The sequence below is a fragment of the Paenibacillus sp. FSL L8-0470 genome, assembly GCF_038008625.1.
Lineage (GTDB): Bacteria > Bacillota > Bacilli > Paenibacillales > Paenibacillaceae > Paenibacillus_AQ.
The window spans coordinates 4,158,730-4,170,880 of the sequence record NZ_JBBOZM010000001.1 but is presented as its reverse complement, the minus strand read 5'-3'; the positions used below and the strand labels follow the sequence as shown (position 1 = coordinate 4,170,880).

Below are 12,151 nucleotides of genomic sequence, written 5' to 3'. Positions count from 1 at the left end.
TGCAGGTTATTTCAAATGCTTTCCTATATCATTGCCCGCAGCGATGAATAAACTGCTCGATTAGCACGTTCAATTTACCCGCTGCTTTTGTAGGAATTTGGTGTTTGGTGTTTTTGATAAAAACAAGCTCACTTACAGGCAGTCGTTCTTGCAGCAGCATGGCGTAAGGGTGGAAGGGTGTGTCCTTTTCTCCATAAATCAACAATACGGGTTGATGTATCTTTCCCAAATCTGCCGTACAGTTATAATTCAAACTGTATTGATAATACTGTTCAGCGTTTCTGGCGTTTGTTTTTTTAGCATCGTTAAATATTGATCGCATCAAAGACAGCTTGGGTTTCGCTTGAGTCCAAGCAGTGGAGAGGGCAATTGCAATGACAGCGCCGATTTGAGAGAGGAAGCGTCCGCGCGCTATTTTGTTTCTTAACCTATTGTCGCTTACTTCCGACATTCCGCCAATCACAATGCCTCCCAATGTCCGATCGGGACAGGTTAACATAAAATCGAGTACAACCGAGCCGCCGGTTGAGTATCCGCACAAAAATGCCTTTTCGATCTTCAAATGATCCATCAACTGCCTGATATCCTCAACGATTAACGGATAGGTAATTTCCTTCTTGGAAGCCTCGCTTCGACCATGGCCCCGAATATCAAAAGCGACCGTTCGAAAATTTGCCGACAATTTTCTCACCTGATATTGAAAATTCAAGCTTGTCAATACCGGAGGATGAATGAATACAATCGCTGTTCCTTTTCCGCAATCTCCATAATACATGTTGTATCCATTTATATAGTTTCGGGGCATTGAATATCACCTTCTTCATATTATCATCAGCCGGTTTATTAGATACCCGGCTGATTATTTTTGATGTTATTAATTTTGTACTTAGAATATTCTTCGCACAGGCTGAATCATCTGATTCCAGGCATTCCCGTTTAATCTGCGCCGCTGTCTAATCCCAAAAACAGTAACTCCAACACCTAATGCCAATAAAGAAGACATAATAGTTCTTCGATTATTTACCATTCCTAGAAAGGAACGCATCCATTGCATACCAGTTCACCGCCTCTTGTTGAGAATTTGTTCTTCATATATGTCGGTCTTTATTTTGCGGATGATCCGATCTCTTCATTCATGGAAATAATGTTGTCCATTCCCAATGTATCAGCAAAGATGGCGAGTATGATAATGCCTTTTTTTTGGCATGTTGCAAGGCGGCCAGCTCATGGTAAAATGATTAAAGAAAAAGAGGAGAGGAGCGCTGACTGTTGCGTAAATATTTGGATTTACTTCAGGATATATTGGATCATGGCACGGAAAAAAGCGACCGGACAGGTACCGGTACGATATCCGTATTTGGGCGCCAGCTCCGCTTTGATCTGCAAGAGGGTTTTCCGCTGGTGACAACCAAGCGCATTCACTTGAAATCGGTAGTTTATGAACTGCTGTGGTTTCTTAGAGGAGAGACGAACACTTCCTATCTGAAGGAGCACGGTGTTTCGATCTGGGACGAATGGGCAGATGAGAACGGGGAGCTGGGACCCGTATACGGGTCCCAATGGCGGTCCTGGGAGAGCGCCGACGGCCGGATTATTGATCAGATTTCGAATGTGATCGAGTCGATCAAACATAATCCCGATTCCCGCCGTCATATCGTCAGTGCCTGGAATGTGGGAGAGATTGAGCAGATGAAGCTGCCGCCTTGCCATTTTGTGTTCCAATTCTATGTTGCGGACGGCAAGTTGTCCTGCATGCTGACGATGCGTTCAGTGGACACTTTCCTGGGATTGCCTTTTAACATTGCCAGCTACGCCCTGCTCACACATATGGTCGCCCAGCAGACCGGCCTTGAGGTTGGTGATTTCATCTGGTCCGGAGGCGATGTGCACATTTATACAAATCATCTGGAGCAGGTCGCCAAGCAGTTGTCCAGAGAGCCTTATGCGCTGCCTACACTGAAGATTCTCACAAAGCCGGACAGTATTTTTGATTATACCTTTGAAGATTTTGAATTTACAGATTATGTTCATCATCCGGGAATTAAAGCACCAGTGGCCATATAGTCTTTGTTGGATACATTTCTGATGATTCCTTGAAAAGGGGGCTAAAATATGAGCATCAGCATGATATGGGCAATGGGTGCTAACGGTGTAATCGGCAAGGACAATGATATGCCCTGGCATTTGCCGCGTGATTTTGCCTTTTTTAAATCCGAAACTTTTGGCAAAAGAATGCTAATGGGCCGTAAGACATGGGAGTCGCTCGGGGGCAAGCCGCTTAAGGACAGAACGAGTATTATTATTACCCGGGACCGCAGCTATGCTCCGGAGGGAGCAAAGGTCGTGCATACCGTGGAGGAAGCGCTGGCTGAAGGCGGCAAGGGTGATGAACTGATGATTATTGGCGGTGCGGAGATCTACCGGATGTTCCTGCCGTATGCCGATAAGCTGATTGTGACCCGGATTGAACATGAGTTTGAAGGCGATACGAAATTTCCTGAGGTAGAGTGGAGTGAGTGGACAGAGATTTCCAACACCCCAGGAATTCGCGATGAGAAAAATCCGTATGATTACCGATTCTATGTTTATGAACGTACGGTTTGAAGAAAAAGCGTTTTCTCTGACACAACATGTGAAATAGTACAAATAATCAGCAGATTAATCCATTACAGTGCGAAAGTATAGAATGCTACTATAATTAAAATTAGAAATGCTAAACTTAAAAGTAGTATAGAATGTGCAGGTACTTCATTGCGCTGAAACGACATGAGTCTGCCGCAATATGTTACAATGTACTATACATCAACACGAAGAGAACGGATGGGGGAAACGTAAATATGTCTACACCTACTGGATTTATGGAGTATAAGCGCCAGCTCCCAGGAGACCGGGATCCTGAACAGCGCGTGAAAGACTGGGAAGAATTCCACCATCATTTAACCGAGGACGAGCTTCGGACACAAGGCGCCCGTTGTATGGATTGCGGAACCCCTTATTGTCATACAGGTATTGATATGGCTGGCGGAACTTCAGGATGCCCTGTCCACAATCTCATTCCCGAATGGAATAATCTGGTGTACCGGGGACTGTGGAAGGAAGCACTCGAACGCTTGCATAAGACGAACAATTTCCCTGAATTTACGGGCAGCATCTGTCCGGCACCTTGCGAAGGCTCCTGTACCGTCGGTCTGATCGGCCAGCCGGTTACGATCAAGACGATAGAGCTTGCCATCATTGATAAGGGCTTTGAGGAAGGCTGGGTTGTGCCTTGTCCGCCGGAGAAGCGTACCGGCAAGTCAGTAGCCATCGTCGGCTCCGGACCCGCTGGTCTGGCTGCAGCGGCCCAGCTTAACAAGGCAGGACATACTGTAACTGTATTTGAACGCAGTGACCGTGTAGGCGGCCTGTTGACATATGGAATTCCGACCATGAAGCTGGACAAACGTGTCGTGCAGCGCCGTGTTGACTTGCTGGCTGCCGAAGGCGTGAACTTCGTAGTGAATACAGAGATCGGCAAAGACATTCCGACACAGCAGCTGGTCGATGAATTTGATGCGGTTGTCCTCTGCGGCGGAGCGACTAAGGCACGCCGTTTCAACGTCCCGGGAGCTGAGCTTAAGGGCGTCATGTATGCGATGGATTATTTGAACGGCACGATTAAGAGCTACTTGAACTCCAATCTGCAGGATGGCAACTTTGTCTCTGCTGCAGGTAAGGATGTTATTGTGCTTGGCGGCGGTGACACCGGTTCTGACTGTGTGGCAACTTCGCTCCGTCATGGCTGCAACAGCATTACCCAGTTTGGTACGCATGACAAAGCCCCGCTTGAGCGAGATCCGATTGCCAATCCTTGGCCGCAGTTTCCGAATGTGTATACGCTTGACTATGCACAGCAGGAAGCCAAGGCAATCTTCGGTGATGATCCGCGTGAATTCTCCATCATGACTACGAAATTCGTAGGTGATGAAGAAGGCAACCTTAAGGAACTTCATACCGTGCAAATCCGCCGGATGGTGGATGAGACCGGACGTAAGATTTATCAGCCGGTTCCAGGTACTGAGGCTGTATATCCGGCTCAGCTTGCGCTGATTGCGATTGGGTTCGACGGACCGGAGCAAGAGATGATCGAGGAGTTGAACCTTGAGACAGACCGCCGCAGCAATGTGAAGGCCCGTTACGGCAAGTTCAACACGAACGTGGATAAAGTATTTGCCGCCGGTGATATGCGCCGCGGGCAAAGTCTTGTGGTCTGGGCGATCAATGAAGGACGCGAAGCTGCACGTGAAGTCGATAAATATCTGATGGGATCGACAGTTCTCGTCTAATCTATAATGAATATCTGAACATGAAACCTTAAAAGCCGTCTTTCACAGTATAAGCTGTGGAAGACGGCTTCTTTAAATTAGAGCTGATTTAGCTGACAGGTGAAGATTAGGCGGCTGCCTAATCTTCAAGCTTGAAGTGTTCGACTTTTTGCTGCAAATCTCCGGCCATTTTGGACAGCTCACCCGATGAAGAGGTGATCTCTTCCATCGAGGCAAGCTGCTGCTGGGTAGCAGCTGTTACATTCTGGAAGGCATCGGAAGCGGAACGCGAGATGTTCGAGATCTCCTGGACAGATGCTGCGACTTCTTCTGCACCTGCTGACATTTGTTCAGTGATCGCAGAGATGTCATGGATCTGTCCGTTGATCTTGGCTGTGGAATGTTCAATGCTCGCGAAGGCTTCTTTGGCTTCTTCGGTTACTTGCATCCCAAGCTCGACATCTGCCGACACTCTATTCTGGATAGTTTCATAGGTCTGATCGATTAGTTCAGTCATCTGAACAATAGTGTCTTGGATATTGCCGGCAGTCATTTTAGACTGATCAGCCAGCTTGCGTACCTCGGCGGCAACTACTGCAAATCCTTTGCCATGTTCCCCGGCGCGTGCGGCTTCGATTCCTGCATTCAATGAGAGCAGATTAGTCTGTACAGCGATAGTGGAAATGGCGCTGCTCATTTCCGAGACCTCGCTGTTTAGGCCATTTAATTGTCCAATCAGCTCAGCTGACAGTTGTGTGGATTCCCGGATGGCGTTCATCTGCTTGCTGACCTGCTCGATCTTGCGGCTCCCGACGAGCACATCTGCTCCTGTATCGGTCGAGGAATCAACGATGGATGAGGCGGCTTCGGCTATTTTTTGAATGCCGGAGGACATTTCTTCCATCGCCCGCGACGTTTCAATCATCGCTGCGGTTTGAGTTTCGGCACCATTCGAAGACTCCTCTGCCAGCCCGGCTACATAGGCTGTTGCTTTGGAGTTCTCCTCGGTAGTTGCTGTCAGCTGCTGGCTCGAAGCAGCCAAGAGTCCGGACGTATCCGAGATATCAATCACGATATTCCGTAAGGAGTCGACCATGAGATTGTAGTTCTCAGCTAATTGGCCGATCTCATCTGTACGGTCAATCACAATTCGTTCATTCAGATAACCCTCGCTTACACGGCGTGCCGAGTTGTTGAGGTTGGCGATAGGACGGGAGATTGCCCGGACAATAAAGTACATCAATACCAATGCAACAATCAGGGCTGCTCCAAGAACCATTAAGCCGGTATAGAGTATAGGCAGGGAGGCATCCGAGAATTCTTGTGTGGTTAAGACACCGACAATCGTGAAGCCGGTAATTGGATCAGTCGTGTAATATCCCCGCATTTCAAGACCCGAATCCGGATTAGTATAGGATAGCGTTCCACCCTCATTTGTAAGCAGCTTCACCACATAGTCGTCGATATCTTCTCCTGCTTTTTTGACGGGATGGGACACAAATTTATGATTGCGGTCAACGACATAGTAGTAGCCGTGATCTCCCAGCTTCACCTGGTTGATTCGTTCGCTCATCGCTTTAAGGCTAAGGCTGGTGGTGACTGCTCCTTTGCCGTCTTTTAGTGTTTCAGAGATGAACAGGTTATAGTTGCCTGTAGTGACGGAAACGAATGGATCCACGATGGTAACTTTGCCGGCATTTTGCATGGCCGCCTTGTACCATTCTCTGGTTCGCGGATCGTAATCCTGCTGCTTGCCGGGATCCGGAGCCTTCATCCAGGAGCCTTTTTCATTACCCACCGTAAGGATCTCCAGCTCTGGATGTTCTTTCATGAACAATTCAATGAGTTCACGGGCTTCCGGTGTTTGAGCATCAATGTCCGCGGAAGTGAGCTGCTGGCTGAGCTGCTGAACATTTTTCATAGCTGCATTTACCGTTTCATTGATTGTAGTTTTTAGCAAATTCACACTGGCCTGTGTAGATTCCTGCATCTTCAGCTCCAATTGTTTGCTTGCACTGGAGTAGGAGAAGTAACTCACGAGAAGGACTGGGATAACCAGCATAATCGTGAAGATTAACATCATCCTCCTCTGAAGTGAACGGGATGTGAGTTTGCGGATGATTTTTCTAATATTTGTGTACATTGTTATGACTCCCCCTTGATTGCATAGAAGCAGATTAGGTCGTAAGCAGCTGCTCCTTGAATGTTATAATGATATATTCGGTTTATTGACACAATAATTTCATATGTCTATATTTGAATATGAAAGAATTAACATACATTCTGATATAATTTTACATTGTAAAGGATTAATTGCACTGAAATTGGAGAGATTGGAAACTGATGGACCTCTCAGCAGGCTTGACGAATTTTTCATTATCCTTTAAATTGAATACCATACTAATAGCGTAATAGCGTTGATCAAGGATCTACGTTTCTGGAATCGCTTGGATCAGAGAGGGGACTCACCGGCTGAAAGGTCCTTCATGAAGCGAGAGAAGTGTACCCTGCCTTGAAAGCTGCTGCACTTTGGAAGACATTAAGGTGCTGCCGGCCCCGGCCGTTATCCGGATTTGAGGACTGCCAGGCACAGATTGGCGGTTGAAATAGGGTGGTATCACGACGCATTCGTCCCTGACGAATGTGTCTTTTTGCGTTTTCTTAAGAAGATTTGAGAAATTGCGTTAACCAAACCAGAGAGGGCTGAACCTTATGCGTCAAAGTCAACTACTTGCCACAACCCTTCGCGAAGCTCCGGCTGAAGCCGAGACCGCAAACCACCAGCTGCTGCTGCGTGCAGGATACATCCGCCAGCTGGCGGCCGGAATCTATACCTACTTGCCTCTTGGCCGCCGCGTGCTCCGCAAGATTGAACAAATTGTCCACGAGGAAATGGATGCCGCGGGTGCACAGGAGATCCTGATGCCCGCGATGCAGCCTGCTGAGCTGTGGAAAGAGTCGGAGCGATATGAGGTCTACGGCAAGGAGCTGATCAAGCTTCAAGACCGTCATGACCGGGAGTTTGTACTGGGGCCAACCCATGAGGAAGTAATAACTTCATTGGTGCGGGGGGAGATCAATTCCTACCGGAGGCTGCCACTGACTGTGTTCCAGATTCAGACCAAGTTTCGTGATGAACGCCGGCCGCGTTCCGGGCTGCTGCGGGGCAGGGAGTTCCTGATGAAGGATGCCTATTCGTTCGATACCAGCTGGGATGGGCTGGACGAATCTTATGTGCGAATGTATAACGCCTATCAAAGGATTTTTGAACGCTGCGGTTTGCTGTACCGGGCAGTACATGCCGATTCCGGGGCCATAGGCGGTGAAGGCGGGAGCCACGAGTTTATGGCGCTTTCCGAAATCGGAGAGGACACCATTGGCGTCTGCTCCGTCTGCGACTATGCTGCAAATCTGGAACTGGCTGAAGTTCGGTCTCCTGAGGGAGTGCAAGAAGTACGCACGATAAGAGGGGACCAACCTGCGGTGGAGAAGTTCCATACGCCGGACATCCGGACGATTGAACAACTCGAGCTCGAATTGCATATCCAGCCTGAGGAAATCATCAAGACGCTGATTTATGAAGCTGGCGGTCAATTTTATGCCGTACTGGTTCGCGGTGATCATGAGGTCAACGAACATAAGGTGGCCAAAATGATCGGGGTTAGCAACATCTCCCTGGCAGATTATCATGCTGTGCAGCATGCCGCGGGAGTAGAGAGCGGTTATATTGGTCCAGTCGGTCTTTCGCTGACCGTGCTGGTTGATTCGGCAGTTGCGGCCATGGAGTCAGGCATAACAGGTGCCGGAGAGAAAGACTACCATCTGCGCGGTGTCGTACCCGGACGGGATTTCAGCCTCAAGCATGCGGGTGATCTCCGAAATGCCGTGGAGGGTGAGGCTTGTCCGAATTGCGGCAAAGGGGTACTGCACTTTCATCAGGGAATTGAAATCGGCCATGTTTTCAAGCTGGGAACCAAGTATAGTGAGAAGCTGGGAGCCACGTATTTGAACGATTCAGGCAAAAGCGCTCCGATGATTATGGGCTGCTACGGGATCGGCATCTCGCGGCTGCTGGCTGCCGTAGCCGAGCAAAATCATGATGAACAGGGTCTTATCTGGCCCCAAGCGCTCGCGCCTTACAATGTTCATATTCTACTGATGTCAACAAAGGACAAAGAGCAGATTGCGGTGGCTGAACAACTGTATGCGCAGCTTACCTCTCTAGGGATTGACACGCTTTATGATGACAGGGATGAGCGTGCCGGGGTGAAATTTAAGGATTTCGGCCTGATCGGTATTCCGGTTGCGATTGTTGTAGGCAAGGATGCTACAGCGCAGAAGGTTGAATATATGGACCGCAAAGCCAGTACTAAGGAAGTACTGGATATTACAGAAGCGGTTATGCGGATTGCCGGGACTTTGAATTGAATTGAAAGTTTGATAGCAGCTTGCGGCGGTTTTGATGCGGCAATTCCGCTGAAGTTTCTCGCCTGAACGTTATTAATGTATCTGTGGCAGCTGCATTGGTGAAGATTTCAACCGTATACTGAATTTGCCCGGTTGCCACAATGGCAGCAGGGGGGACATCTGCAGCAGAGAAACCAAAAGCTTCATTTTCCCTGCTGATCGCCACCCCGAATGTTGTGGTAAAAATAATAATGGTTCCATTTCTGCGAACTCTAAGGGTATTCGTATTGAACAAGGGATTTGTCAGGCCACTCCAAAGCGCAAAATTCTCCTGAACGAGATCCGCTAAACAACAAATAATAAAAGGGTTCTAAATCATCGTCGATGCCAGACTCCTCTAAGACATTTCAAAGTTCATCAAGTTCATTTCGATCAAGGTAAAGAAGGGCAGCAGAATTGGGCTGAGACTGACAACGTTCATGTGGATAGAGATCAGTGAGAGAGTCTGGAGGTAGAAATGGCTGACCGGCGAGGGAGACGGCAATAAGTTAAAGATGAAGAAAGTGGAAGTGTTTCCGGAGGGAATGTCAGCGAAGGCAACCGGGGCGAGGAACAAGACACCGAATGCGATGGTACTTCAGAAGACGTAAGTAAGGAAGCGCTGAAAGCCTTTATCCTGACCAACTGCCTTGTTTATGACAACATCGAGATTGGATGTCACAACGATTCTGTTTCCCGAGCTACTTCAGGAACGTTTGGATCTGAAAAAGACTCGGAAGGAAATTGCCTAGGAGGAAAGAAGTTAGTCCGGCCTTTGTCAAAGTAATACGTATACAGGTTGCGCCTATTATAGATGGATAAAAAACATAAAACATTGGGAGCGACCTCATAGAGTGTGATAAGGAAACTCCCCTATGTGCTCTTTACTTAAAATCTTTACGGACTTTGTTACTAAGGAGAACAAGATCATTTTACTAACCTAATAAAATGAGAGTCAAAAACTCCTGACACGATTTCAAGATTTTATTGCTATTCACCCTCAAATATCCTCGAACCATGAGTAAGTACTATTAGTAATTTTAAAATCAACTTTAATATCTCGAATGAAAAGGAATCTGAGATTAGAGAGAATGTGTATAGAAATTTCGACAAGTAAAGATAAATTTGATAATTTGGTTCAATGTATTTTAATAGAGTAAGAAAAATAGTTTAATATTGCCCACTGCCTCCGGTGGGTTTTTTTGTAATTTAATCTTTTTCATTGTATGCAATAAGGTAAGTGAGTAATTCTTTTTCTTTTTTATCCCATTCGAAGAATATCTTACTTATTGTATAAGGAACGTATGTTTGGTTATAATACAAACAAATGTTCTTATTTTATCGGAGGCGATCAATCATGAAAATGAGCATCGGCCAAACCATCGAAATTATATACCTGGACAAATTGGGAGAGATCACTCAGAGGCGAATTGAAATATTGGACATACGAAATGGGCGTATTCGGGCTACTTGCTTAACAGTCTGCCGTCCACGAGTTTTTCTGCTTTCTAATATCCTCGCGTGGCATCCATCACGGGAGCAGCGATATGCCTAAGGACCGAATCATTTTACTTTCAGATTGCCAATCGTTTTACGCAAGCGTTGAAAAAGCTGCCCACCCTGAATACAAAGATAAGCCTGTCGCAGTCGGAGATCCAACGCGGATGAACGGCATTGTCTTAGCGGCCTGCCCCATAGCTAAATCCTATGGTGTAACCACCGCGTCACGAGTGGGAGAGGCAATGACTAAATGCCGGGATCTCGTGGTCATCCGGCCACGGATGAGTACGTATATAAAGGTCTCTCTGCTGATTTCAGAAATCTATCACGGGTATACCGACCTTGTTGAAGCCTTCAGTATCGACGAGCAATTTTTGGATGTGACAGGCTCATTGAGCTTTTTTGGAGGAGATTTGCAGGAGGTAATTCACTCCATTCAGCAGCATGTCATGTTATCAACTGGTGTTTGGACCCGAGTGGGGATTGGACCGACAAAAATACTTGCTAAGATGGCAAACAACTTTGCCAAGAAGAAGGACGGCGGAATTTTCAGGCTTGATTACGACAATTTAGATAAAGAGCTCTGGCCGTTGCCAGTGCATGAAATGTTTATGGTGGCTGGTCGAATGAGCAAAAATTTTTACCGCATGGGTATTACCACAATTGGAGATATCGCCCGTATGGAGTTGGGTGAGTTTAAGCGGAGAATGCGCACGACCATGGGCAAGCAGAGTGATATCCAGGCGGAGTATTACTGGCAGACTGCCCGTGGCATAGATCCCAGCCCGGTAGTTACCGGCATACGCCATCAGATCAAATCAGTAGGACACGGTAAGGCTCTACGCTGGAATTTGTATACCCGACTACCTGAAATTGAGGTTGTCTTGCTTGAATTGGTGATTGAGGTTTGCCAACGAGCGCGGAAATACCGTTATATGGGAGCAACGGTGTCTATAGCGGTATCAGAAACCGATGGTGATAAATCAAATTCATACAGCCGACAAATGACACTGCCGGAGCCATCGTCTTTAACTCATGAGGTGGCAGCAGCGGCATATCGCTTATTCTGTGATAATTGGACCGGTATGCCTATAAGCCGTTTAGCTATATCTATATCGCATTTGAGCGATGACAGTGTCATGCAGCTTACCTTATTTGATGACCGTATCCGCACATACAACAGAGAACGGGCAATTGATCAAATCAAAACCCGGTACGGTAGCCGAGCGCTTATACGTGCTTCTTCGTTGCTCGAATCTGGAGTTGCCCTGGAACGGGCCGAACAGATTGGAGGACATTATAAATGAGTAAATTAAACGGGAATGAGAGATGGAAAACCAAAATGTTAATGACCGAACATGTGGAGCAGTATGAGCAGAAGCAGGATGATGAGGTAAGTAAAATGATAACCGTCGCTGAACGGACAATGGTTCGTGACCTCATACTGCTCCCTTACCTAGATACTATGGTTAGCAAGAGCCTGAAGGAGATCGAACATTCAGGAAACATCCTTAAACGCGCCTTTTTAATGGCCGGGCAAGCCATACAGCGCAGAATTATTGAGGATACCTATCAGTTACAAAAAGAGCTGAAGCAGCGGAATATCAGGGTGCTGGCGGATGAACAGGAGGAATTTTTGGTATATTATAAAATTTTTTGCCGGGGGTACCAGGAACGCTTTGGACTAACTCGTGATGTTATGCGTACAGAGATAAGCTTAAGGTTGACCAAGTATACCGCTGACCTTGGGGCAGTATTAAGAGACCTGCAAAAATAAAACGACAACCCGTCAGTGATTATACTAGCGGGGTATTTTTTATTCACATCCGGTTCCATCACCGTTAACTGGAGTTGCAAAGGAAGCTGGAGCCGCTCTTTGTATTTAATGATAAAAAAGCTTG

Annotated in this window: 8 protein-coding genes; 6 read left to right on the top strand and 2 right to left on the bottom strand. The window is 47.0% G+C overall.

Translation table 11 applies throughout. From position 1 onward, the window contains the following. Positions 1-28: 28 nt before the first annotated feature. Positions 29-805, bottom strand: a complete 777-nt coding sequence (locus tag NST99_RS18815; RefSeq protein ID WP_341093742.1) for an alpha/beta fold hydrolase — start codon at positions 803-805, stop codon at positions 29-31. 464 nt (positions 806-1,269) lie between these two features. On the opposite strand from NST99_RS18815, the gene NST99_RS18810 reads away from it, so the two are divergent. The 3 genes from NST99_RS18810 to NST99_RS18800 all read left to right on the top strand — a co-directional run bounded on the left by NST99_RS18810 (position 1,270) and on the right by NST99_RS18800 (position 4,325). Beyond that, on the top strand, positions 1,270-2,064 hold the full coding sequence (locus tag NST99_RS18810) for a thymidylate synthase (RefSeq protein ID WP_341093741.1): 795 nt from the start codon (positions 1,270-1,272) through the stop codon (positions 2,062-2,064). A gap of 48 nt (positions 2,065-2,112) precedes the next feature. Beyond that, the gene (locus NST99_RS18805) at positions 2,113-2,604 is read left to right on the top strand and encodes a dihydrofolate reductase (RefSeq protein ID WP_038592908.1); all 492 of its coding nucleotides are present in this window, start codon (positions 2,113-2,115) and stop codon (positions 2,602-2,604) included. Positions 2,605-2,837: 233 nt separating this feature from the next. Beyond that, complete coding sequence (locus tag NST99_RS18800; RefSeq protein ID WP_341093740.1) at positions 2,838-4,325, top strand: glutamate synthase subunit beta; 1,488 nt, start codon at positions 2,838-2,840, stop codon at positions 4,323-4,325. Between the two features lie 118 nt (positions 4,326-4,443). Here NST99_RS18800 and NST99_RS18795 read toward each other — a convergent pair whose 3' ends face one another. Beyond that, positions 4,444-6,447 (bottom strand): methyl-accepting chemotaxis protein, encoded by a 2,004-nt coding sequence (locus NST99_RS18795; RefSeq protein ID WP_341093739.1) that lies wholly within the window; start codon positions 6,445-6,447, stop codon positions 4,444-4,446. A 569-nt stretch (positions 6,448-7,016) separates the two neighbouring features. On the opposite strand from NST99_RS18795, the gene NST99_RS18790 reads away from it, so the two are divergent. The 3 genes from NST99_RS18790 to NST99_RS18780 all read left to right on the top strand — a co-directional run bounded on the left by NST99_RS18790 (position 7,017) and on the right by NST99_RS18780 (position 12,027). Next, positions 7,017-8,732, top strand: coding sequence for a proline--tRNA ligase (locus tag NST99_RS18790; protein ID WP_341093738.1), 1,716 nt, complete (start codon positions 7,017-7,019; stop codon positions 8,730-8,732). 1,565 nt (positions 8,733-10,297) lie between these two features. Beyond that, on the top strand, positions 10,298-11,557 hold the full coding sequence (locus NST99_RS18785; RefSeq protein ID WP_341093736.1) for a DNA polymerase IV: 1,260 nt from the start codon (positions 10,298-10,300) through the stop codon (positions 11,555-11,557). Then, positions 11,554-12,027, top strand: a complete 474-nt coding sequence (locus tag NST99_RS18780) for a hypothetical protein (protein ID WP_341093735.1) — start codon at positions 11,554-11,556, stop codon at positions 12,025-12,027. Before NST99_RS18785 ends, NST99_RS18780 begins: the two co-directional genes overlap by 4 nt. Positions 12,028-12,151: the final 124 nt, after the last annotated feature.

Coding starts and splice junctions, on each gene's coding strand:
- NST99_RS18815 (WP_341093742.1), bottom strand. CDS start 805: ATGCCCCGAAACTATATAAATGGATACAACATGTATTATGGAGATTGC.
- NST99_RS18805 (WP_038592908.1), top strand. CDS start 2,113: ATGAGCATCAGCATGATATGGGCAATGGGTGCTAACGGTGTAATCGGC.
- NST99_RS18800 (WP_341093740.1), top strand. CDS start 2,838: ATGTCTACACCTACTGGATTTATGGAGTATAAGCGCCAGCTCCCAGGA.
- NST99_RS18795 (WP_341093739.1), bottom strand. CDS start 6,447: ATGTACACAAATATTAGAAAAATCATCCGCAAACTCACATCCCGTTCA.
- NST99_RS18790 (WP_341093738.1), top strand. CDS start 7,017: ATGCGTCAAAGTCAACTACTTGCCACAACCCTTCGCGAAGCTCCGGCT.
- NST99_RS18785 (WP_341093736.1), top strand. CDS start 10,298: ATGCCTAAGGACCGAATCATTTTACTTTCAGATTGCCAATCGTTTTAC.
- NST99_RS18780 (WP_341093735.1), top strand. CDS start 11,554: ATGAGTAAATTAAACGGGAATGAGAGATGGAAAACCAAAATGTTAATG.